This is a genomic window from Castellaniella sp. UC4447_H14 (assembly GCF_052978285.1).
On sequence record NZ_CM129666.1, the window covers coordinates 2,456,619 to 2,476,970 of the forward strand.

The 20,352-nt window shown below is 62.8% G+C and carries 24 protein-coding genes; 9 read left to right on the forward strand and 15 right to left on the reverse strand.

Going from position 1 to position 20,352, the window contains the following annotated elements; all coding sequences use genetic code 11:
• Positions 1-6: 6 nt before the first annotated feature.
• Complete coding sequence (locus ACVCMJ_RS11820) at positions 7-1,206, forward strand: ABC transporter substrate-binding protein (protein ID WP_447081600.1); 1,200 nt, start codon at positions 7-9, stop codon at positions 1,204-1,206.
• 26 nt (positions 1,207-1,232) lie between these two features.
• Here ACVCMJ_RS11820 and ACVCMJ_RS11825 read toward each other — a convergent pair whose 3' ends face one another.
• From ACVCMJ_RS11825 to ACVCMJ_RS11840, 4 genes are read right to left on the reverse strand one after another with little or no spacing between them, the layout of a single operon-like run.
• On the reverse strand, positions 1,233-2,453 hold the full coding sequence (locus ACVCMJ_RS11825) for a CaiB/BaiF CoA transferase family protein (RefSeq protein ID WP_447081601.1): 1,221 nt from the start codon (positions 2,451-2,453) through the stop codon (positions 1,233-1,235).
• The gene (locus ACVCMJ_RS11830) at positions 2,453-2,911 is read right to left on the reverse strand and encodes a MaoC family dehydratase (protein ID WP_447081602.1); all 459 of its coding nucleotides are present in this window, start codon (positions 2,909-2,911) and stop codon (positions 2,453-2,455) included. Before ACVCMJ_RS11830 ends, ACVCMJ_RS11825 begins: the two co-directional genes overlap by 1 nt.
• A 5-nt stretch (positions 2,912-2,916) precedes the next feature.
• Entirely contained in the window at positions 2,917-3,306 is a 390-nt protein-coding gene (locus tag ACVCMJ_RS11835) for a VOC family protein (protein WP_447081603.1), read from the reverse strand.
• Complete coding sequence (locus tag ACVCMJ_RS11840) at positions 3,303-4,247, reverse strand: ketopantoate reductase family protein (protein ID WP_447081604.1); 945 nt, start codon at positions 4,245-4,247, stop codon at positions 3,303-3,305. Before ACVCMJ_RS11840 ends, ACVCMJ_RS11835 begins: the two co-directional genes overlap by 4 nt.
• Positions 4,248-4,350: 103 nt before the next feature.
• Here ACVCMJ_RS11840 and ACVCMJ_RS11845 point away from each other — a divergent pair, with 103 nt between their 5' ends.
• From ACVCMJ_RS11845 to ACVCMJ_RS11855, 3 genes are read left to right on the forward strand one after another with little or no spacing between them, the layout of a single operon-like run.
• Positions 4,351-5,259 (forward strand): LysR family transcriptional regulator, encoded by a 909-nt coding sequence (locus ACVCMJ_RS11845; RefSeq protein ID WP_447081605.1) that lies wholly within the window; start codon positions 4,351-4,353, stop codon positions 5,257-5,259.
• Between the two features lie 55 nt (positions 5,260-5,314).
• Positions 5,315-5,608, forward strand: a complete 294-nt coding sequence (locus tag ACVCMJ_RS11850) for a type II toxin-antitoxin system HigB family toxin (RefSeq protein ID WP_447081606.1) — start codon at positions 5,315-5,317, stop codon at positions 5,606-5,608.
• Positions 5,609-5,619: 11 nt separating this feature from the next.
• Entirely contained in the window at positions 5,620-6,012 is a 393-nt protein-coding gene (locus tag ACVCMJ_RS11855) for a helix-turn-helix domain-containing protein (protein WP_447081607.1), read from the forward strand.
• 56 nt (positions 6,013-6,068) lie between these two features.
• On the opposite strand, the gene ACVCMJ_RS11860 is transcribed toward ACVCMJ_RS11855, so the two are convergent.
• The 5 genes from ACVCMJ_RS11860 to ACVCMJ_RS11880 all read right to left on the reverse strand — a co-directional run bounded on the left by ACVCMJ_RS11860 (position 6,069) and on the right by ACVCMJ_RS11880 (position 10,186).
• Positions 6,069-7,112 carry a Gfo/Idh/MocA family protein gene (locus ACVCMJ_RS11860; protein WP_447081608.1) on the reverse strand — a complete coding sequence of 348 codons (1,044 nt, stop codon included), beginning with the start codon at positions 7,110-7,112 and terminating at the stop codon, positions 6,069-6,071.
• A 70-nt stretch (positions 7,113-7,182) separates the two neighbouring features.
• Positions 7,183-8,004 carry a sugar phosphate isomerase/epimerase family protein gene (locus ACVCMJ_RS11865; RefSeq protein WP_447081609.1) on the reverse strand — a complete coding sequence of 274 codons (822 nt, stop codon included), beginning with the start codon at positions 8,002-8,004 and terminating at the stop codon, positions 7,183-7,185.
• Positions 8,005-8,129: 125 nt separating this feature from the next.
• Positions 8,130-8,771, reverse strand: coding sequence for a TetR/AcrR family transcriptional regulator (locus ACVCMJ_RS11870; RefSeq protein WP_447081610.1), 642 nt, complete (start codon positions 8,769-8,771; stop codon positions 8,130-8,132).
• Between the two features lies 1 nt (position 8,772).
• Entirely contained in the window at positions 8,773-9,222 is a 450-nt protein-coding gene (aroQ, locus tag ACVCMJ_RS11875) for a type II 3-dehydroquinate dehydratase (RefSeq protein ID WP_447081611.1), read from the reverse strand.
• A 64-nt stretch (positions 9,223-9,286) separates the two neighbouring features.
• Entirely contained in the window at positions 9,287-10,186 is a 900-nt protein-coding gene (locus tag ACVCMJ_RS11880) for a shikimate dehydrogenase (RefSeq protein ID WP_447081612.1), read from the reverse strand.
• A gap of 240 nt (positions 10,187-10,426) precedes the next feature.
• On the opposite strand from ACVCMJ_RS11880, the gene ACVCMJ_RS11885 reads away from it, so the two are divergent.
• From ACVCMJ_RS11885 to ACVCMJ_RS11905, 5 genes are all read left to right on the forward strand, one after another.
• Positions 10,427-11,095 carry an amino acid ABC transporter permease gene (locus ACVCMJ_RS11885; protein ID WP_447081613.1) on the forward strand — a complete coding sequence of 223 codons (669 nt, stop codon included), beginning with the start codon at positions 10,427-10,429 and terminating at the stop codon, positions 11,093-11,095.
• Complete coding sequence (locus ACVCMJ_RS11890) at positions 11,096-11,758, forward strand: amino acid ABC transporter permease (RefSeq protein ID WP_447081614.1); 663 nt, start codon at positions 11,096-11,098, stop codon at positions 11,756-11,758. It abuts the gene before it with no gap.
• 51 nt (positions 11,759-11,809) lie between these two features.
• The gene (locus tag ACVCMJ_RS11895) at positions 11,810-12,646 is read left to right on the forward strand and encodes a transporter substrate-binding domain-containing protein (protein WP_447081615.1); all 837 of its coding nucleotides are present in this window, start codon (positions 11,810-11,812) and stop codon (positions 12,644-12,646) included.
• Between the two features lie 31 nt (positions 12,647-12,677).
• Positions 12,678-13,448 (forward strand): amino acid ABC transporter ATP-binding protein, encoded by a 771-nt coding sequence (locus ACVCMJ_RS11900; protein ID WP_447081616.1) that lies wholly within the window; start codon positions 12,678-12,680, stop codon positions 13,446-13,448.
• A gap of 75 nt (positions 13,449-13,523) precedes the next feature.
• Positions 13,524-14,693 carry an acyl-CoA dehydrogenase family protein gene (locus ACVCMJ_RS11905; protein WP_447081617.1) on the forward strand — a complete coding sequence of 390 codons (1,170 nt, stop codon included), beginning with the start codon at positions 13,524-13,526 and terminating at the stop codon, positions 14,691-14,693.
• A gap of 4 nt (positions 14,694-14,697) precedes the next feature.
• Here ACVCMJ_RS11905 and ACVCMJ_RS11910 read toward each other — a convergent pair whose 3' ends face one another.
• The 6 genes from ACVCMJ_RS11910 to aroE form a co-directional block, all read right to left on the reverse strand.
• Entirely contained in the window at positions 14,698-15,468 is a 771-nt protein-coding gene (locus ACVCMJ_RS11910) for an ABC transporter ATP-binding protein (protein WP_447081618.1), read from the reverse strand.
• Positions 15,469-15,472: 4 nt separating this feature from the next.
• Positions 15,473-16,216 (reverse strand): ABC transporter ATP-binding protein, encoded by a 744-nt coding sequence (locus tag ACVCMJ_RS11915; protein ID WP_447081619.1) that lies wholly within the window; start codon positions 16,214-16,216, stop codon positions 15,473-15,475.
• A complete protein-coding gene (locus ACVCMJ_RS11920) occupies positions 16,213-17,193 on the reverse strand; it encodes a branched-chain amino acid ABC transporter permease (protein ID WP_447081620.1) in 981 nt (326 codons plus the stop codon). Before ACVCMJ_RS11920 ends, ACVCMJ_RS11915 begins: the two co-directional genes overlap by 4 nt.
• 10 nt (positions 17,194-17,203) lie before the next feature.
• Complete coding sequence (locus ACVCMJ_RS11925) at positions 17,204-18,079, reverse strand: branched-chain amino acid ABC transporter permease (RefSeq protein ID WP_447081621.1); 876 nt, start codon at positions 18,077-18,079, stop codon at positions 17,204-17,206.
• Between the two features lie 104 nt (positions 18,080-18,183).
• Positions 18,184-19,353 (reverse strand): ABC transporter substrate-binding protein, encoded by a 1,170-nt coding sequence (locus ACVCMJ_RS11930; RefSeq protein WP_447081622.1) that lies wholly within the window; start codon positions 19,351-19,353, stop codon positions 18,184-18,186.
• A 171-nt stretch (positions 19,354-19,524) separates the two neighbouring features.
• Complete coding sequence (gene aroE, locus ACVCMJ_RS11935) at positions 19,525-20,352, reverse strand: shikimate dehydrogenase (protein WP_447081623.1); 828 nt, start codon at positions 20,350-20,352, stop codon at positions 19,525-19,527.

The following is a 20,352-nucleotide window of genomic DNA, read 5'->3' on the forward strand; positions in this document are numbered from 1 at the left end:
AACCTCATGAAGTCCAATTCCATCAAACGCTCGCTCGTGGCCACCGCCGTGGCCGCGTGCACCCTCGGCATGGCGGCCGTCCAGGCCGCCGACAAGGAGCCCATCCGCGTCGGTGCCGTCACGTCGATCTCGGGCGTTTTCGCGCCACAGGGTGAAGAGGTCATGCGGGCCATTCAGTTCGCCGCCGACGAGGCCAATGCCAAAGGCGGCATCGATGGCCGAAAAGTGCTGGTCAAGACCGGCGACGACGAAAGCACTCCCAAGCAGGGGCTTCAGGCTTCCGAGAAACTGGCCCGGGATGGCCACAAGTTCCTGATCGGACCCATCGCTTCTTCCATTACCCTGGCCGTCGGTCAGAATCTGAAGCGCTGGGATGCCATGCTCATGGCAGTCGTGAGCAAGAGCGACAAGATTACGGGAGACAGTTGCAAGCCCGGCATGTTCCGCACCAACCACTCGGATTCAATGGACATCGCCATGTTCGGGCAGTGGATGAAGGACATCCCGCAAAAGAATTTCGCCATCATCGCCGCCGACTACGCGTGGGGCCATGACTCCGCGCAGGCGTTCACCAGGGCGGCCGAGGCTCAGGGCAAAAAGGTATCCCTCAAGCTGTTCCCGCCCATGGACACCAAAGATTTTGCACCTTACATTTCGCAGATCAAAGCCGATCCGTCGATTGACGGGGTGTGGGTGGCGCTTGTGGGCAGCGGTTTGATCGGGTACGTCAAGCAGGCGGAAAGTTTCGGTCTGGCGGCCTCGAAGACCACGCTCGGCCACGCCATGATCATGAACTTCGTGGTCAATGCCACGGGTGATGCCACGAAGGGAATCGAAGGCAACATGGAGTACGGAGCCGATATCGATACCCCGATGAACAAGGCGTTCGTCAAGGCGTGGGAAGCCAAATTCCATCGCGTTCCGACGGACAATGAAGGCTCGACCTATAACGGCATGCAAACCATCTTCGCCGGTGTGACGAAGGCCGGGAGCATCGAACCCCGGAAGGTCACCAAGGCGCTGGAAGGCTTGCAGTATGACACCATCTATGGGCCGGCGACCATGCGGGCGGAAGACCATCAGCTGGTCATCCCCGACTATATCGGACAGGTCAAGGAAGACAAGGGTGTGCTGCGACCCGTCATTACCCACACGTTCCCGGCCTCCCTGGTACCGCCTCCGTCCGGGGAGTGCAAGCTGAAATAAACCGGGACTTTCCCCTGGCGCGGCGGCTACATGCCTTCTGTGGAATAAAGCGCGCCGTCGCGCTCCATCGCGTCGATTTCCGCGTCGCTGAAACCCAGCGACCGGGCGACCTCGGCATTGTGCTGCCCCAGGTCGGGTGCGACATCGGGGACGGTCGCCTCGCAGTCCGAGAACCGGAACGGCAGATTGGGCAGCTTCAGCGTCCCGTAGCGCGGGTGATGCTGTTCGAGGAGCATGCCTCTTGCCTCGATCTGGGGGTCTCGCAGCACTTCATCGATGCGCTGGATCTTTGCGCTGGGGACGTCGATCGCATCGAGCAGTTCCAGCACTCGAGCGACGGGGCGCGCGGCGACCCAGGGTTCGACGACGGCCAGGATCTCGGCCCGGTGGGCGTTGCGCCCGTTCGTGGTGTGGAACCGCGCGTCCGCGCCGAAGCCGGCCGGTCCGCCGTGGGCCTCGATGAGTGCGGCGAACCGCTTCCAGGCGTCGTCCACTTGTGCGGCGATCACCAGATCGCCGTCCGATGCCCGGAAGGATCCGTACAGCGTGGAGGTCGGCAGATCATGCCCGGCCGGCTCGGGCAGCTCGCCCTTCAGCGTGTAGCACTGAACGGCGTAGTCGTGCATGGACACCAACGCATCGTACATGGCCATGTCGATGTGTTGGCCCCGACCGCTCGTCATGCGGCCGAGCAGGGCCGCGTTGATGGCGGCGACCGCGTGAATGCCGGTATACATGTCTCCCAGCGCAATGCGCAGCATGGGGGGCGGCGCGTCGGGCGTGCCGACCATTTGCATGATCCCGCTCTTGGCCTCCGCAATGAGTCCGAATCCCGCCCGATGGGAATCGGGGCCCGTGTGCCCGTAGGCCGAGATGGAGCAGTAGACGAGCTTCGGATTGCGCCGCGAAAGCGCCTCGAAGCCGAATCCCAGCTTGTCGAGGACGCCAGGCCTGTAGTTTTCGATGAAGACGTCCGCGGAATCGCACAATCGCCGCATGAAGTCCTGGCCGCGCGGATCCTTGAGATTGACGCTCACGCCCTTCTTGCCCATGTTGAGCTGCAGGAAGTAGCCGCTCTGATGATCGTCCAGGATGGCGGCGTGGCGGCGGCCCGCATCGCCCATGCCCGGGCGCTCGACCTTGATGACTTCGGCGCCCATCGCGGCCAGGCAACGCCCCACATACGGGCCCGCCAGGAAATGGCTGTAGTCGACGACACGAATGCCTTTGAGAGGACTGGCCTGCATCAGAATGCTCCGGGTTTGCGCGGCACCATCAGGCGGTGCTCGCCGCTCTGGACGGACTGTCCGTCCTGGTTGATCAGGTCGGAGGCGAGCACCACGATGCCCCAGTCCGGCTTGCTCTTGCTGGCCCGCATCGAGTCCACGCGGAAATGCACGTGCAGCACGTCGCCCACCCGGATGGGCAGGCGGAAATCCCAGGTCCAGCCCAGCGACATGCCGGGCAGGAAGCGGTAGTCGCTCTGGGTCTTGAGCCCGTCCGCGACGGATAGCCCGAACAGGCCGTGCGCGACCAGACCGCCGAAGTGGCTGGCCTTTGCATAGGCTTCGTCGACGTGCACGGGTGTGTGATCGCCGGTCAGATCGGCGTAGGCCAGAATGCGTTCTTTCGTGACCACGTAGCTGGGGCTGTCGCACTCGTCGCCCACCCGGGCGTCGTCCCAATACTTCTCGATGGCTGGCATATGATTCATTCCGTTCGCGGGTTGACGGCCAGTGCCTGTGAGACGCTGCTGGCGGGGCTGGCCTGGATGAGTTCGACGACGATGCCGTCGGGTAACTGGAGCCAGTCGCGTTTTCCTTCCGTCGTTCTGACACCGTGCTGCTGCGCCAGGGCCAGTGAGGCCTCCAGGTCTTCGCACATGATCCCGATGTGCGCGAGTGGCCCGTGCGCCGTGGCCTGTTGTGGCGCGTGGATGAGCTGTATTCCCTCGTGGGTCCAGCATTGCGTGGGCGCCTCCGGCGTCCCCCGGGTCTCGCGCAGCGTCATGCCCAGGACCTGTTCGAAGAAGCGGATGTGCCAGTGGATGTCCCGTACCCGGATGGCGACGTGTTCCACATATGTTTTCGGTGCGTTCATTGCGAGGCTCCCTGTTGGTCTTTCATCGCGCGTTCCACGCCCTTGAGGCAGGCCACGAGTGTCACGTTCACCGGCGTGGCGATCCCTGCCGACGCGCCATAGCGTACGACCGATCCGTTGACGAAATCGACCTCGGTGACCGAGCCTTTTTCCAGGCTCTGCAGCATCGAGGCCTTGAAGCCGTAAGGCAGCCCTGCGGAGGCCATGTCCCAGGCCTGGTCGGGCTGTGCGATGGACAGGCGGATGTCCATGGCGTGAGCGACCTCCATCGCCTCGGCGACAGCGGCCACCGCCGTGGCCTTCAGCAGCGGCTCATCGTAGAGCTGACCATAGGTGAGCCGGGTGATCGCGCTCAGTGCGCCAGTGGCGACGTTGATGAGCAGCTTGTCCCAAATGGTGCCGATGATGTTGTCGCTGATGGTGGTGGCCAGCCCGGCCTCGTTGAACGCTTCGGCGATGCGCTGCACGCGCGGCGTGATCTGGCCGTCGAGCTCGCCGATGAGGGTGGGCTTGCCCCTGATGCCCGACAGAATGCGGCCGGGGCCGAGCAGCACCCCGCCCACATACGTCTTGCCCGCGAGTACGTGTTCTGGTCCGACGATCTGGCCGAGGATGTCTTCATGTCCGAGGCCATTCTGCAAGGACATCACCGACGTCTCCGGGCCCACCAGCGCCAGCGCGCCGCGCATGGCGGACTCGGTCTGCATGGATTTCACCAGAACCACTACGAGATCGGCCGGGCCCGCCTCGGCAGGCAGATTGGTGGCATGGACCGCGACACGGCGCGTGCCGTTGGCGTCTTCCACCTGCAGGCCGTTTTGCCGCATGGCCTCTGTGTGGGCCGCTGATCGGCCCAGCAGCCAGGTTTCGTGGCCGGCCTCGGTCAACGCTGCCCCGAAGGTGCAGCCCAGGGCGCCCGACCCCAGAATGGCGATTTTCATGATGTCTCCTCCGAACTGGGTACACAGTAGACGCGGGCGGTGATATTGCCAATACAATGAGCGCAATCTCCACATTGCAGCAGACAATAAAGGATGGGTGATCATGGTTCTTCCCAATCCCTTGCCCGACCTGAAGCTGCTCCGGCTGTTTGATCTGCTCTATGAGCTGCGGAGTGTGACGAGGGTTGCCGAGCAAATGGGGCAAAGCCAGCCCACCGTCAGCATCTGGCTGCGCCAGCTTCGGGACTGCCTGCGCGATCCTTTGTTCATCCGTACGCCGGGCGGCATGGCGCCTACACCGCAGGCGGACGCGCTGATCGGGTCGTGCCGCGAGATTCTCGAGATGATGCGGCGGCTCGTGGCCTGGGACATCACGTTCGACCCGGCCACTGCGCAACGCCGGTTCCGGATCTGCATGACGGACGCCAGCCACATCACGCTGCTGCCCCGCCTGCTGACCCATGTTCGCCGCCTGGCACCGGGAATCCGGCTCGATGCCCTGCGCATCGATGGCAGTACGGAGCGCGCCCTGGAGTCGGGAGAGGCCGATCTCGCCATTGGCTACGTGCCGTGGCTCAGCGGCGGCGTGTATCAGCAGCACCTGTACGACCAGGACTGGGTGTGTCTGGCGAACCGGAATCATCCCCGGGTTCGGCGTCGGTTCGGAATCAGGCAATACCGGATCGAGGGACATGTCGCGATCACCGCAGGGACCGGAGCCCGCCTCCTGGAGCAGGCACTCGCCCGCGAGCGGCTTTCACGCAAGGTGGTGCTGGAGCTGCCGAGCTTCCTGGGGCTGGGGGCGATCATCCAGACGACGGACCTGATCGCCACGCTTCCACGGCATATCGGCGAGACGCTGGCCCAGGCCAGCGGCGTCCGGGTCTATCCGTGTCCTCTGCCGGTCGATGGCTTCGCCGTCCGGCAGCATTGGCACGCCCGGTATCACCAGGAGGCGGGGAACCGCTGGCTGCGAGGCGTGGTCTCGCAGTTGTTCGGCGCGGGACATTAAGACTTGAACGTCGATTCAATGTTGATACCCTTTTGGTATCGCGCTATAGTGATTCATGCGCATCATCGCCCTTTCCACCCTGCGGGCATTCTGGAAATCTCATCCCGATGCGGAGACGCCTTTGCGTGCGTGGTATGCCCTGGCAAGCCGGGCAACCTGGAAGACACCAGCCGACATCAAGGCTGCTTATGGGAACGCCAGCTTCACAGCAAACAACAGGGTCGTGTTCAACATTAAGGGTAACGATTACCGCATGGTCGCGGCGGTGCGCTATGACAAGGCGTTGATGTATGTCCGTTTCATCGGTACGCATGGTGAGTACGATGGGATCGACGTGAAATCCATTTGAAGGAGGCCGATATGGAACTCAGGCTGATTCGCACCAGGAAGGACTATCAGGCCGCCCTGCTCGAGGTCGACAGGTTATGGGACGCCCCCGACAAATCACCCGCTGCCGACCAACTGGACGTGCTGGCTTTGCTGATCGAACAATACGAACGTGAGCATTTTCCGATTGCTGATCCCGATCCCATCGATTTTCTGGACCATGTCATGGATGCGCGCGGCCTGACGCGCAAGGACCTGGAGCCTTATATTGGCCCGCGCGGCCGAGTGTCCGATATTCTGAACCGTGTCAGGCCACTGACCCTGGAGATGATCCGCAAACTCGCGGATGGCCTGGGCCTGCCCGCTGGCGTGCTGATCCGCCCCTACCGGCTGCGGAAGTCCGGTGTCGAACGCGCGGCCGCATGATGCGTCCCGTACTCGCGGGGTCATGGACCCGGCGCTTGGCGTGAACACCAACCGGCTCAGAGCTCGACCGTGGACCCCGATCGTGCGGCTGCCACGATGGCCTCGGTCACGCGCAGATTCTGCAGCCCGTCGCGCGCCGACACCAGGGGATCCATTTCGCCGCGCACCAGTGCGCCGAAGTGCTCCATCTGTAGCTTGATCGGATCCTCGCGCACCATCCCGACGACCCCGACCTCGAATGGTTTCCACCAGGACCGGTCCATCGGGCGGGGGTAGGTTTTCAAACGCATCGTCGGGATTGCCAGGCTGCCGTTCGTGCCGGCCACCAGGTAGCAGTCCTCGTCCTCATAGGTCGGGTAGGCTTTGTTTTCCTGTGACGTCTGCTCCCAGCTTCGCGCACTGGCCGCGGTGTCGGACAGCATGAACGTCCCCAGGACGCCGTTGGCGAATCGCAGGTTGATGGCCACCGTGTCTTCAACGGGGAACTGGCGCACCTCGCTGGAGGCGAAGGCCTGCACGCTGGCGATCTCGCCGCACAGCATGCGCAGGTTGTGGACTTCGTGAATCATGTTCAGCAGCACGGGCCCGGCGCCCGGCTCCCGGCGCCAGGGTGAATCGGCAAAGTAATGGTCCGGCTTCAGGAAGAGCGCGCTGCCCATCACGGTCACCAGCCGGCCCAGGACGCCCGACTGGATGACCTCGCAGGCCTTTGCCATGATGGGGCTGTGCGCGCGGTGGTGGCCGATGAGGATCCTGGCGCCCGCTTCGTCGGCCGCCCGCACCAGCGCCTCGGCTTCCGGGACCGTGGGCGCGATCGGCTTTTCCAGCAGCATGGGCAGCCCGGCCGCGATGCACTGCAGGGCGTGCGGCACGTGCAGGTGATTGGGCGTCGCGATGATCACGCCATCTGGCCGGTCCTTCGCCAGCAGTTCCTCTATCGTGCCGTACAACGGCACCCCGAGATCGGCGGCAAGCGGCTGGGTGGCCGGTACCGGATCCACGATCGCCGACAGGGAACAGATCTCGCTCTGTCGCGCGGCGGCTATGTGGGCTCTGCCGATATAGCCCGCGCCCACGACGGCGATACGGGTGCTGGTCATGGTTTTGCTCCTCTTGTTCGATCCCTGATGTGGTCTCCGGGAATCTTGATTCACGATTCGTGATGTAGTGTCAGTGCGCGGGGTTCCCGGCCTCGCCGACTTTCCGGGAGGCTTCCAGGCATTGCGTGATCCACGCCTGCGTGCCGACCTGTGCGCGTCGTTTCGTATTGGGAATCTCCACGCTGATGGTCAGGTCAGGCGCGTAGCAGTCGATCATCTCCTTCAACGGGACGTCGCCTTCGCCCGGCAGGAGGCGCTCGTGGCGAGACGCATGGATCAGCCCCGCGGTGTCCGTCGGCCCCTTGGCCGGCGCGTCGCAGATCTGGGCGTAATGGATCATTCGGCCCGGCAGCTGCCGGATGTCGGCCAGCGTGCTGGTCGAACGCTGGAAGTGAATCGGATCGATGAGGACCCCGCCGTTGTCCTGTCCGGCCGCCTCGACGATGCTGCGGGCGGTCCGGACGGAATCGGCGGTCATCCAGGGCATGAATTCCATGTCCGCCGTCAGCCCGTACGGTCTGCAGGCCTCGCACAGGCGCGCGAACGAGTCGATGAGCCGGCTTTGGTCGGGATCCTCTCCGGTAACCAGGATGTGTTGCGCCCCCAGCTTCTGGCCGGCTTCGAAGAAGGACAGGTAGGACTCCACGTCCAGCGGCCCCTCGATCCGGATGATTTCGATGTCCGGGATGCGGAGTCCGGTGTCCCGCATGCAGGCCAGCGTTTCGCGCAGCAACGCGGCATCATCCATCAGCCGGTACGCGGTCCCTCCCGGCGCAAAAGGCAGCAGGCGCAGTCCGCACCCCTGGTAGCCGGCCAGCGCCGCGGCCCTGATCATGGCGGGCGGAGCCAGTTCCATGACGGTCAAATGCGCGAGGGAATAGCTTCTTTGCATGATGCCCATCCTTTCAGTGATGGAAGAGGCGCGAGCCTCTTATACGAACTGTGTAGTACATGAAGGTTCAAAAAAAGCGAAAGCGGGCTCTCGCATGGCGTTTTTCGATAACAGTGGCGTCCGGCTCAGACCTGCATGTAGCGCAGGATCATGTCGATGACGCTGCTGCGGCGCTTCGCGAAGGCTCCGGGCGACATGATGTCGCGCCGGAAAATGAGCGAGAACGTGTATTGGTTCGATACGTTGTAGAAGCACAGCGCACTGATGGACGCATGGATGTCGACGGGGTCCAGTCCCGTTCTGAACGTGTTTTCCTTGCAGCCGCGCGCATAGATGTCTCGGATGCTGTTGATGACGGGCCAGTTCACGTCATTGATGGTGTCGGACTGCTCCAGATAGTGCCCGTAGTGCATGTTCTCGTTCATCACGAGGCGCACGAAATCCTGGTTCCGGGATTCGTAGTCGAATGTGAAGCCCACCAGCGTGCGCATGGCCTCGACGGGTGGCAGGTCTTCCAGATGCAGCGTGCCCTCGATCTGGCGGATGCCGCGGTACGACTCTTCCAGCGCGGCGAGGTACAGGCCCTGCTTGCTCTGGAAGTAGTAGTAGATCATCCGTTTGCTGGTGGCCGTCTGGGCCGCGATTTCATCGATGCGGGCGCCCGCCAGGCCCTTCTTGGCGAACTCGCGGATGGCGACGTCGAGGATGTCCTGGCGGGTTGCGGCCGGATCGTTGCTGCGGCTGACAGCCGCCGAGGTCCGGGACATGTCACGCAGCCTGCCGGGCTTTCGCCGCCGAGACGGCTGCGCGCAGTGCCAGCAGGTAGCTGTCCACCCCGAACCCGGCGATCTGGCCCAGGCAGATTTCCGCGAGGACGGATTTGTGGCGGAACTCTTCGCGCGCGTGGATGTTCGACATGTGGAGCTCGACGATAGGAACCGTCAGGATGGCGAGCGCATCGCGCAGACCGTAGCTGTAATGCGTCCAGGCGCCGGCGTTGATGATCACGCCATCCACGCCGTCCTTGTAGGCCTGGTGGATGCGCTCGCACATGGCGCCTTCGAAGTTGGTCTGGAAGGTTTCGAGCTCGACGCCCAGCTCCTTGGCCAGGCCGCGCACCCGGTCGTCGATCTGTTCCAGCGTGATCGTTCCATACTGCTTGGGATCCCGCTTGCCGAACATGTTGTGGTTGATGCCGTGCAGAAGGAGGAACTTCATGGGTGTCGCCTCGTGGGTGAAAGGGATCGGGTAGGGGTGCGGGGTACTGGCCTGGAGAATTCGGTCAGCGGGCGCCGTCCGACTGGGCTGCGGCACGCTTCGAGAGCACATCGGTAATGTGATTCTTCATGCGGGCTACGTCGGCCGGGATGCCGTTGGTATAGAGCTCGAAGGCGCGGGCGGCCTGGTTCACCACCATGCCGATGCCGTCGATTGTATGGCAGCCTTTTTGTCGCGCGATGCGCAGCAGCTCGGTTTCCAGCGGGAAATAGATGATTTCGGCGAACCAGTGGCGGCTCTCCAGCAGGGCGGGCGGCAGCGGAGTGCCGGGAAGGGTTCGCATGCCGACCGGCGTGGCGTTGATGAGGCCATCGGCCTGGCGCATCGCGCCCGCCAGATCGCGGCCCACACTGACCTTGGCTCGTGGGAAGCGAGTCCGCAGGGCTTGGACCAGGTGTTCCGCACGGTCCCCGAGCTGGTCGAACAGCGTCAGGCTCGTGGCGCCCAGCCGCAGGATCGCATCGGCGACCGCCGAGCCTGCGCCCCCTGCGCCGAGCTGCACCACGTGGCCGATGGCCCGGTCGCGCAGGTTGTCCCTGATATTCTGCGTGAACCCGTAGTGATCGGTGTTGTGGCCGATCCGCTTGCCGTCACGCAGAACCACCGTATTGACGGCGCCTATGGTGCGCGCCTCGTCGGACAGGCTGTGCAGGTGCGGGATCACCGCCTGTTTGCAGGGATGGGTGATGTTCAGCCCCTCGAATCCGAATCGCTCCGCCGCGGTGAGAAGCTCGGGCAACGCATCGGCGGTCAGGTGCAGTTCGTCCAGGTCCACCCGCTGGTAGAGGCATAAGATACCGTGGTGCGCCGCCTCACTTTCGTACAGGGTGGGGCTCAGGGACTGGCCGATTCCGTCGCCGATGAGGCCGAGCAGCAGTGCCGGCTTTTCTGTCTTGAGTCGCATGGATTAGGGTAAACATGTAGCGTACCACTTGGTACATTCGAGTAATATACGAGCTGTCGAGCAGAACGTCAATCCGGGTTTATAAAAGGCATCCTCAGTCCCAGAGCAGCTTGCAGACTGGCTTCCCTAGAAGAAAAGTTCTGCCGCACGACCATCAAAAGCATGGTTTTCTGATTAACTGTATAGTACATAGCGTGATTTCCCATGAGTGTATTCAACAAGATTCGAACGGAATGAGTGATGGCTTATCAGTTCGACTTTGAACCCGTCTTCCAGCAATTTCCCGAATTGCTGGCGGGGTGCGCGGGCACGATGGGCCTGGCCTTGGCGGGGATGGCGCTGGCCACGGTCATCGGTATCGTTGGCGTCGTCCTGCGCAGTTCGCACAATCGTGTACTGCGCAGCCTTGTCATTGCCTTTGTCGAGATCATTCGCAATACGCCTTTCCTGGTCCAGATCTATTTCATCTTCTTTGCGCTGCCGCTCGCGGGCGTGCGGTTGAATCCCACCCCCACCGCCATCATTGCACTGGGTGTCAATGGCGGGGCGTATGCCATCGAAATCATTCGCGGCGGGGTTCAGTCCATCCAGAAAGGGCAGATCGAAGCGGGCTTTGCCCTGGGCCTGAGCAAACTGAACGTGTTTCGTCTGGTGGTGCTGAGGCCCGCCATGCGCGCGGTGTTCCCATCCTTGTCCAGCCAGTTCATCCTGCTGACCCTCACCACCAGTATTGCATCCGCCATCTCGGCCTACGAACTGACCTCGGTGGCGCAGCGCATCGTCTCCGACACGTTCCGCAGCTTCGAGGTCTTCTTCACCGTCACCGGCATGTACCTGGTGATTTCGACCGTCATGCTGCTGGGTCTGCGCGCCGTGTTCAACATGCTTTTCCAGTATCCGGTGAAGTAAATGCACAACCCCACCTTTCCTGAATGGATGTTCCTGCTGGCGGGTGTGCGCTGGACCATCGCGCTGTCGATCATCGGCGTGGTGCTGGGCGGTGTCATGGGGTTCGTCATTTCGCTCGCCCGGACCTCGGAACGCTTCAGATTCCTGCGCACCATCACGGCGACCTACATTGGGATTTTCCAGGGAACCCCGCTGCTGCTGCAACTGTTCGTCACGTATTACGGGCTGGCCCTGATCGGGTTCAATATCACTGCCTGGGTGTCGGTGGCCGTCTGTTTCACCCTGTACGCCAGCTCTTTCCTGGGCGAGATCTGGCGGGGCTCGATTGATGCCATCCCCAGGGGCCAGACCGAGGCCGCCACGGCGCTGGGCGTGAGCTACTGGGTGCGCATGCGCAAGATCATCCTGCCGCAGGCGCTGCGCATTTCCCTGCCGGCCACGGTGGGTTTCCTGGTGCAGTTGATCAAAGGCACGTCGCTGGCCGCCATCGTGGGCTTCACGGAACTGACCCGCAGCGGCACCATCGTGGCCAATCAGACCTTTACGCCATTGCTGGTTTTCGGCGCCGTCGGGATCGTATATTTCTGCTTATGCTGGCCGCTTTCCATCTACGGCTCCCGACTCGAAGCCCGATTGGCCATCAGCGATTCATCAAACCGTTAAAACCTTCATCATCATCACTGCTGGTTTTTCCAGCCACAGGAGACAAGCCCCATGAAACTCACCACACTCAAGGCCTGCGGCCTTTTCGCGGCAGCAAGCCTGCTGGCTTCCACGTCATTGCTGTTCAGCGCGCCCGCATCGGCCGCCACGCCGGCCCAGATCAAGGCCAAGGGCGAGCTCGTCATTGGCATACAAGCCGCGAACCCGCCCTGGGGCTATGTGAACGCCACCACCGGCCAAGCCGACGGCGTCGATGCCGACATGGGCAAGCTGTTTGCCAAGTACCTGGGAGTCAAGGCGAAATTCGTCGGGCTCGAGGTCGCCAACCGCATCCCCGCGCTGACCTCTGGGCGCGTCGACGTTCTGTTTGCCACGATGGCAATGCTGCCCGATCGGGCCAAGGCGGTTCAGTTCAGCGAGCCGTACATCGCCAACAGCATCTCGCTGGTCGCACCCAAGACCACGGCCATCAAGACCGCGGCCGACATGAAGCAATACGTCATCGGGGTTCCCCGCTCCAGCGTCCAGGATATTGACATCACCAAGGCCGCGCCCGCGGGCACGGTCATCCGTCGCTTCGACGACGACGCGGCCACCATTCAGGCCATGTTGTCGGGACAGGTCCAGGCCGTCGGTGGCAACGCGTTCTACGTCAAGCGCCTCAACGACGCAAAGGCCAACACGTTTGAAAACAAGCTGACCTTCACCCGTCTGTACAACGGTGCCTGCTCGCCGCTGGGTGACAAGGAGCTCAACGCGGCGCTGAACGCCTTCATCAAACAGATCAAGGACAACGGAGAACTCGCCAAGATCCAGACCAAATGGATGGGCTACTCCATGATGGATTTCCCGGCCTCCATTCCCGGCATCCCGTTCGTGGCCAAGTAATCCAATCCGCACCGTTTTCCGAAGGTTTCCCATGAGCACTATCCAACCCGCTGCCGCCTCGTCATCCAGTCCCATGATTCTCATGGAAGGGGTGAACAAGTGGTATGGCGATTATCAGGCCCTCATCGATATCAATCTGTCGGTGCAGCCGGGGGAACGGATAGTGCTCTGCGGGCCTTCGGGATCGGGCAAGTCCACGCTGATCCGCTGCATCAATCACCTCGAGAGCTATTCCCAGGGGCGGATCTCCGTGGACGGCATCTCGCTGACGAATGACCCCAAGGCCATCAATGCGGTGCGTCTGGATGTGGGCATGGTGTTTCAGCAGTTCAACCTGTTTCCGCACATGACCGTGCTTGAAAACTGCACGCTGTCGCCGATTTATACCTTGAAGCAGCCCAAGGCGCAGGCCGAGGAACGGGCCCGCCGCCTGCTCGACCGCGTCCACGTGCTCAACCAGGCCGACAAATATCCCGCGCAATTGTCGGGTGGGCAGCAGCAGCGCGTCGCCATTGCGCGCGCCCTGTGCACGGAACCCCGGGTGATGCTCTTTGACGAGCCCACCTCGGCGCTGGACCCCGAAATGGTGAAAGAGGTGCTCGACACGATGGTGGGGCTGGCCGAAGACGGCATGACTATGATTTGCGTGACACACGAAATGGGTTTTGCGCGTTCGGTGGCCAACCGGGTGATCTTCATGGCGGACGGCAGGATCCTCGAGGAGGCGCCGCCCGCCACATTTTTCGATCACCCCCAGCATCCTCGTACCCAGGCCTTCCTGGGGGACATCCTGCGGCGCTGAAGGCGCCGCCGCCCCTCGGCTTTCCTGTCGGTGTGACATCCGGCAAGCGCTTTCCCTCTGGATGGGGACCGTACCATGGATCTGAGTCTTTCCATCGAGCAGGTCATGCTGGTCGAGACCGTGCGCAAGTTCGTTGAAAAGGAGCTCCTTCCTCTGGAAGAGGGGATCGAGGAAAACGGCTTCCTGGAACCGTCCGTGGCCCGCGCGCTGTTCGAGAAATCCCGGGAAAATGGCCTGTACGCCATGAACATCCCCGAGGACCTCGGTGGCGGCGGCCTGTCGGCACTCGACACCATGCTGGTCGAGGAGCAATTCGGCCACGCCAAGGACATCCTGATCCGCAGGGCCTTCGGCAACGTCTACGAAGTACTCTTGAACGCGAATGCGGCGCAGCGTGAACGCTGGTTGTTGCCGACGGTGCGCGGCGAACGGACCTGTTCCATTGCCATCACGGAGCCGGGCGCGGGATCGGATGCCGGCGCCATTCGCACCCGGGCGACCCGCCAGGGTGATGCCTGGGTCCTGAACGGCGGCAAGCATTTCATCAGTGACGGCGAATTCTCCGATTTTTTCGTGGTCTCGGCCGTCACCGACCCGCAGGCAGGTACACGCGGAATTTCACTCTTTCTGGTGGACAAGGCCCTGGCGGGGCTGACGGTCGGGCGCAGCCAGAAGATGATGGGGCTCACCGGCACCAGCCATGTGGAGCTGCATTTCGATGGGGTCTCGCTCTCGGATGATTGTCTGCTGGGTGCGGAGAACACGGGTTTTGGCCAGATCCTGCGGACGCTGGGGCGGGTGCGTCTCGCCCAGGTGTGCGCCCGGGCCGTCGGCAAGGCCACGCGCCTGATGAACCTGATGGTGTCCTATGCCAATGAGCGCAAGCAGTTCGGGCATGCTATCGGGGATTTCCAGATGATCCAGCAGATGCTGGCCGACAGCGCCATCGAGATCAATGCGGCGCGTTGGATGGTCTGGGACGCTGCCCACGACATCGATCAAGGCAAGGATCCGCGCGAGAAGATCTCCATGGCCAAGGTCTATTGCTCCGAGATGCTGGGGCGTGTGGCCGACCGCGCCGTCCAGGTGTACGGCGGCATGGGCTACTGTGCGGACCTGCCGGTCGAGCGCCTGTACCGTGATGCGCGAATCTTCCGGATCTTCGACGGCACCTCGGAAATCCACCGCGGCGTTATCGCGCGCAGCCTGCTCAAGCACGGGGAGGCGCTCTATGGGACGTTGTAGGCACTCAGTGCGGTGCGGACTCGGCGTCGACTTCTTCGGGGATGCCGTCGTCCTCGGCCGCTGCGGAGCCCAGGAACAGGCGCTCGATGTTCGGGTCGGCCAGCAGCTCTGCCGCCGGTTTGTGCAGTATGCAGCTGCCGGATGCAAGCGCCACCGCGTCGTCCGCGATCTTCAGGGCGCTGTTCACGTTCTGTTCCACCATGAGGACCGTCAGGCCTTGCGCGACCAGTGACCGCAACAACTCGAAGACGCCAGCGACGATCTGCGGCGAGAGCCCGATGGAGGGTTCATCGATCAGCAGTACACGCGGGCGCAGCAGCAGCGCGCGGCCAATCTCCAGCTGCTTCTGCTCACCGCCCGATAGGGTGGAAGACTGGGCATTCAGCCGTTCCTTGAGGCGCGGGAAGCGATCCAGGATCTCGGGGATGCGCTCGCGCGTGGTCTTCGTCCCCAAAGTGATGCCGCCCAGCTCCAGGTTCTGGTAGACCGTGAGTTGGCCGAACAGGTTGCGGCCCTGAGGCACAAAGGCGATGCCGCGTGCCAGCAGCTCGCGCGGGTCGGCATGGGTGATGTCCTCGCCGTGCAGGCGGATCTTGCCCGCGCGTACCCGCAGCAGGCCGAAGAGCGTCTTGAGCACGGTGGATTTGCCCGCCCCGTTGGGGCCCAGCAGCAGGGTGATGGCGGATTCGCGAGCAGTAAACGACAGCTCGTTGAGGATCATCAGATCCTTGTAGCCGGCTACCACGCTTTCGAATTCGATTGCGCTATCGGACATGGAATCAGCTCCCCAGGTAGGCGTCCAGCACCCGCTTGTTGGCGCGTACTTCGGCTGGTGTGCCTATCATCATCACTTCCCCTTCGACCATGACCATGATGCGCTGGCACAGGCTCATGACGAAATCCATATTGTGTTCGATCACGATGAAAGAACTGTTGCGCTGCTGGTTGAGCTGCTTGAGCATGCGCGAGATGCCGCCCACCAGCCGCGGGTTCACGCCGGCGCAGGGTTCGTCGAGGAGCACCAGCGAAGGCTCGCTCATGAAGGCCATGGCGATGTCCACCAGCTTCTGCTGGCCGTAGCTCAGCGCCCCGGCGGGTTTATGGCTCACGTGGGCGATGTTGAACATCTCGATGAGCGCATCGGCCTGCGGCCCCAGGCCCGAGTCTGTCGCGGCGAACAGCCGCCTGAGCATGGTGCTGCGGTGTTCCTGGGCCGCCACGATGAGGTTGTCACGCACCGTCATGTTGCCAAAGACTTGCAATGTCTGAAAGGTGCGTCCCACGCCCCGCATGCTCAGTTGCTGGGGCTTGAGGTTCGTGATCTCTTCGCCGTTGAGGAAGATCTGCCCGGCGTCCGGGTGGATCTGCCCCAGCATGCTGTTGAACATGGTGGTCTTGCCCGAGCCGTTGGGGCCGATGACGCCGAAGATCTCGCCCGGCATGACGTCGAAGGACACATCGTTGACGGCCTGGATGGCCCCGTAGGACTTCTTCAGCCCCTTGACGCTCAGAATGGGCTTCATGCGGTTTTCCGGTGAGCGGGCCGCAGGCGCGCGAGTTCGTGCGCCCTGGCTTCACTGCGGGAGGCGAGGCGCTGACGCAGGGACAGCAGGCCGCCTGGCAGCCAGACCATGAGGACGACCACGACCAGACCGAAGAGCAGCAGATACCAGCCCTGTGTGAAGCGCAGCCATTCGGGAGCGAAGGCGCCGATGAACGATCCCAGCACCGGGCCCAGCAAGTAGCCCGGCCCGCCGATGATGACCATCAGGAACATGAGGATCGAGATCTGTACGTCGAAGGGGGAGGGGTCGATGTATTGCACCAGTGACGCGAACAGCGATCCCGCCACCCCGGCGTAGACCCCGCCGATGGCGAAGGTGAGCAGCGTGTAGCGCTGGATGTTCACGCCAAGGCTCTCGGCGCGAATGGGGTTGTCGCGCAGCGCCGTGAAGGCCTTGCCCCAGGGTGAGTGCACGATCCACCACAGGATGAAGAAGGACAGCAGGGCGAAGGCCAGCACGAAATAGTAGAAGGGAATGGGTGCCTTGAAGACGTAGCCGAACAGGCTGGGCCGTGCAATGTTCGAGATACCGAAGGTGCCGCCCGTGAGCCAGCTTTCGTTCTTGACGACCAGGACGAAGATTTCGTTCAAACCCAGTGTGGCAAAGGCCAGGTAGTGCATCTGCACGCGCAGGGCCGGAAATCCCACCAGCAAGCCCAGCACGAAGCAGAGCACCATGCCCACGGCCATGGCCGACCAGAAGTCCACTCCGGTTTTCATCAGAATGGCGGATGTGTAGGCCCCTACCCCGAAGAACGCGGCGTGGCCCAGAGCCTTCAGCCCCGCGTAGCCCACGATCAGGTTCAGACCCAGGTTGGCGATGACGTAGATCAGCCAGTAGGTGAGCAGGTAGACCCCGTAGGTCTTGAAGAAGTGAGGCGCTGCGATCAGTGCGATGAGGCTGATCAGGCCCAGTGCGAGATGTAATTTCTTCATGGCTGTCCCTTCAGACCTTGCGCACCACGGGTGCACCCAGCAGTCCGTCGGGCTTGAACAGGATCACCAGCAGGAAGAGCGCGAGTGCGACGCCGTCCATGTAGGACGATGAGATATAGGCTCCCACGAGATTTTCGCTCACGCCGATGATCACCCCGCCCAGGAGCGCTCCGCGTGAGTTGTTGAACCCGCCGATGATGGCGGCCAGGAAGGCCTTCAGGCCCAGCAGGATGCCCATGTCGAATTTGGCCAGGTACATGGGTGTGACCAGCAGCGCGGCCAGGGTGGCCAGCATGGCGTTGATGGCAAAGGTGTAGAAGATCATGCGGTTGACGCGGATGCCCAGTACACGCGCCGTTTCGGTGTTTTGTGCGACGGCCTGCATGGCGCGGCCCGTCACGGTGTGTTGCAGGAACGCCTGCAGTCCGAAGACCACCACGAAGGTGCAGCCCAGGATGCCCATGTCGCTGGCCGACACGTGGACGCCCGCGATGCTGAAGACGTCGTAGCCGAAGATGTTCTTGAAGGGCATCGCCTGTGCGCCGAAGGCGATCTGCGCCCCGCTGCGCATGATGAGTGCCAGGCCGATGGTGGCCACGACCAGGGGCATGACGCCGAACTTGCGCATGGGGTCGACGATGGCCCGTTTGAAGCCATACCCCAGCACCGCGGTGGCGACCACGAGGGTGAGCACGAAGCTCACCAGCAGCGGCAAGCCCAGGGCCTGGAAGGTCAGCATCGAGAACGCCGGCAGCATGACGAATTCGCCTGCGGCGAAGTTGATGGTCCCCGAGGCTTGCCACAAGAGCGTGAAGCCCAAGGCGACCAGGGCGTAGATGGAGCCGGTTGCCATGCCGGAAATCACCAGCTGCATGAAATTGATCATCGAAGCGCTCGTGCGATGAAGGGGCGGCGGGCCCGGGTCTCCGCCCGGGAAAATGACCCGCCGGGGCAGCCCGCGAGGGCCGCGGCGGCGGGTGTCTCAGCGGCTCAGGAGCCCGACCCCAGCGGCGGCAAGGTACCGACGATCTTCTGTTCGCCGTTGACGATCTTCACGAGGAAGCTTTCGCGGTCGAGGTCGCCCTTGTCGTTATAGGACACGTCCATCAGGATGCCGGGGTGGTCCTTGGCCTTCAGGTGGATGCCATGCATGGCGGCGGCCACGGCCTTGGGGTCGAACTTGCCGACTTTCTCGATGGCGGCCTTGAGGATGTAGATTCCCGTGTATCCCTTGATGCCGTTATGGTCGGAGACGTAGTGGTAAGCGGCCTGGAAGTCCTTCTTGAATTTGGCCATTCCCGGCACCGGTGCGTCCACGGTCAGACCCACGTCGGCGACGACACCGTCAGCCGCGGCAGCACCGGCCAGTTCGATGACCTTCTGACCCGCGATCGTGGTTTCGCCGATGATGGGCTTGTTCCAGCCCTGTTTCTTCAGTTCGCGCAGCAGGTGGGCGGATTCCTCTTCGTTCGTGTAGGCGAACAATGCGTCGGCCTTGCTCTGTTTGAGCTTCACGACGGCCGAGCTGAAGTCGACCTGGCCTTGGGCGGTGGAGATGACGTCCACGACCTTGACGTGGGTCTTCTTCAGCGCGTTGACGATGGCGTCACGTCCGCCCACGCCAAAGTCATTGTTCACGAAGAGCACGGCGATCGTGTTGATGTCCTTGCGCGTATCGAGGTAGCGCGCCACCTTGGGCATGGCGTCCGACTGGGTCAGGCTGGTGCGGAAGATGTACTTGTTTCCCTGCTGCGTGATGGGTGCGCCTTCGGCGCCCGTGAAGTTCGGAATCTCCGCCGCCGAGGTGACGGCCATGCTCACCATGACGGATCCGGTGAAGACTGGGCCGAATACCGCGAAGGCACCGTCGTCCACGGCTTTCTGGGCCAGGCCCTTGGCGACGCCGGGGTTGGACTGCGTGTCCCCCACAGTAGTGACGATCTTCTTGCCCAGGATGCCACCTGCTGCGTTGATCTCTTTGATCGCCAGGTTCGCGCCATCCCTGAAGTTGGTGCCGGACGTGGTGCCCGGACCGGTCAGCTCGATGATCTCGGCGATCTTGACGGTGTCGGCCGCGAAGGTCGGCAGGGCCAGGCCCGAGGCTGCGAACGCCAATGTACCGGCGAGCGCGTACTTTGTGAACAGTACCCGTGTGCTCATGTTGTCTCCTTTGTAGTGTCGGCATGGATCGGGGCTTTTGCTGCTTATAGCACGCTGCCCGATGCCTTTGAATACGGGCACATCCTAGTGTACGGTCTGGTTAGTTCGTGATTGTTTGCCTTGAACGACACCGGCCGCATCGGGCCCACGTCTCGGACGTGCCCGGGATTCCTAGATCGCCTTGACCGTGCTGCGCAGCATGCGCATGACTTCCGTGACGTCCGGGCGTATGCCGCGCCACAGCAGAAAGCCTTCCGCCGCCTGGCCCACCAGCATGCCCAGACCATCGGCCAGTCGCGCCGCGCCACCGCGGGTGGCATCGTCCATGAACGGCGTGTGGCCCTTGTTGTAGGCCAGCTCGTACGCCAGGGAGCCCTTGGCATAGGTCCCCTGGGGCAACGGCAGATGGTCGCCCGTCAGGCTGGCGGATGTGGCGTTGATCACCACGTCGAATTGGCCATCCGCGGCGAGATCGATGGAACCCGCTTCCACCTTTCCGGGTTCGGCGTGATCGCCGATGATCTCGTGGGCCTTGTGTGCCGTGCGGTTCACTACCAGGAAGTAGGCCGGGGAGGTGTGCAGCAGAGGCAGGAAGATGCCCCGCGCCGCGCCGCCGGCGCCGACCACCAGTATGCGGCGGCCTTTCAGGGCGACCCCCAGATAGTCCTGGATGTCGTTGACCAGGCCGGCACCGTCGGTATTGTCGCCATACACGCCGTTTTCGTCGAACTTCAGGGTATTGACGGCCTGTGCGGCCTGGGCGCGTTCGGACATCGTGTCGATCAGGTCCAGGACGTCGAGCTTGAACGGTGCCGTGATGTTCATGCCCTTCCCGCCCTCGCCAATGAACCGGCGGACGGTCTCGTGGAAGTTTTCTTTGGTCGCCAGGATGGCTTCGTACGTCAGGTCCTGGTTCAACTGCCGGGCAAACGCCGCATGCAGGACGGGGGATTTGGACTGGGCCACGGGGTTGCCCACGAGGGCGTAACGGTCGGTCAT

Excerpts from the sequence above, each read along its gene's own strand:
- ACVCMJ_RS11870 (WP_447081610.1), bottom strand. The coding sequence starts at position 8,771 with ATGTCCCGGACCTCGGCGGCTGTCAGCCGCAGCAACGATCCGGCCGCA.
- ACVCMJ_RS11915 (WP_447081619.1), bottom strand. The coding sequence starts at position 16,216 with ATGAAGCCCATTCTGAGCGTCAAGGGGCTGAAGAAGTCCTACGGGGCC.
- ACVCMJ_RS11860 (WP_447081608.1), bottom strand. The coding sequence starts at position 7,112 with ATGACCAGCACCCGTATCGCCGTCGTGGGCGCGGGCTATATCGGCAGA.
- ACVCMJ_RS11880 (WP_447081612.1), bottom strand. The coding sequence starts at position 10,186 with ATGCGACTCAAGACAGAAAAGCCGGCACTGCTGCTCGGCCTCATCGGC.
- ACVCMJ_RS11820 (WP_447081600.1), top strand. The coding sequence starts at position 7 with ATGAAGTCCAATTCCATCAAACGCTCGCTCGTGGCCACCGCCGTGGCC.
- ACVCMJ_RS11895 (WP_447081615.1), top strand. The coding sequence starts at position 11,810 with ATGAAACTCACCACACTCAAGGCCTGCGGCCTTTTCGCGGCAGCAAGC.
- ACVCMJ_RS11830 (WP_447081602.1), bottom strand. The coding sequence starts at position 2,911 with ATGCCAGCCATCGAGAAGTATTGGGACGACGCCCGGGTGGGCGACGAG.
- ACVCMJ_RS11925 (WP_447081621.1), bottom strand. The coding sequence starts at position 18,079 with ATGATCAATTTCATGCAGCTGGTGATTTCCGGCATGGCAACCGGCTCC.
- ACVCMJ_RS11900 (WP_447081616.1), top strand. The coding sequence starts at position 12,678 with ATGAGCACTATCCAACCCGCTGCCGCCTCGTCATCCAGTCCCATGATT.
- ACVCMJ_RS11835 (WP_447081603.1), bottom strand. The coding sequence starts at position 3,306 with ATGAACGCACCGAAAACATATGTGGAACACGTCGCCATCCGGGTACGG.
- ACVCMJ_RS11840 (WP_447081604.1), bottom strand. The coding sequence starts at position 4,247 with ATGAAAATCGCCATTCTGGGGTCGGGCGCCCTGGGCTGCACCTTCGGG.
- ACVCMJ_RS11845 (WP_447081605.1), top strand. The coding sequence starts at position 4,351 with ATGGTTCTTCCCAATCCCTTGCCCGACCTGAAGCTGCTCCGGCTGTTT.
- ACVCMJ_RS11825 (WP_447081601.1), bottom strand. The coding sequence starts at position 2,453 with ATGCAGGCCAGTCCTCTCAAAGGCATTCGTGTCGTCGACTACAGCCAT.
- ACVCMJ_RS11910 (WP_447081618.1), bottom strand. The coding sequence starts at position 15,468 with ATGTCCGATAGCGCAATCGAATTCGAAAGCGTGGTAGCCGGCTACAAG.
- ACVCMJ_RS11890 (WP_447081614.1), top strand. The coding sequence starts at position 11,096 with ATGCACAACCCCACCTTTCCTGAATGGATGTTCCTGCTGGCGGGTGTG.
- ACVCMJ_RS11920 (WP_447081620.1), bottom strand. The coding sequence starts at position 17,193 with ATGAAGAAATTACATCTCGCACTGGGCCTGATCAGCCTCATCGCACTG.
- aroE (WP_447081623.1), bottom strand. The coding sequence starts at position 20,352 with ATGACCGACCGTTACGCCCTCGTGGGCAACCCCGTGGCCCAGTCCAAA.
- ACVCMJ_RS11930 (WP_447081622.1), bottom strand. The coding sequence starts at position 19,353 with ATGAGCACACGGGTACTGTTCACAAAGTACGCGCTCGCCGGTACATTG.
- ACVCMJ_RS11905 (WP_447081617.1), top strand. The coding sequence starts at position 13,524 with ATGGATCTGAGTCTTTCCATCGAGCAGGTCATGCTGGTCGAGACCGTG.
- ACVCMJ_RS11865 (WP_447081609.1), bottom strand. The coding sequence starts at position 8,004 with ATGCAAAGAAGCTATTCCCTCGCGCATTTGACCGTCATGGAACTGGCT.
- ACVCMJ_RS11850 (WP_447081606.1), top strand. The coding sequence starts at position 5,315 with ATGCGCATCATCGCCCTTTCCACCCTGCGGGCATTCTGGAAATCTCAT.
- ACVCMJ_RS11885 (WP_447081613.1), top strand. The coding sequence starts at position 10,427 with ATGGCTTATCAGTTCGACTTTGAACCCGTCTTCCAGCAATTTCCCGAA.
- ACVCMJ_RS11855 (WP_447081607.1), top strand. The coding sequence starts at position 5,620 with ATGGAACTCAGGCTGATTCGCACCAGGAAGGACTATCAGGCCGCCCTG.
- aroQ (WP_447081611.1), bottom strand. The coding sequence starts at position 9,222 with ATGAAGTTCCTCCTTCTGCACGGCATCAACCACAACATGTTCGGCAAG.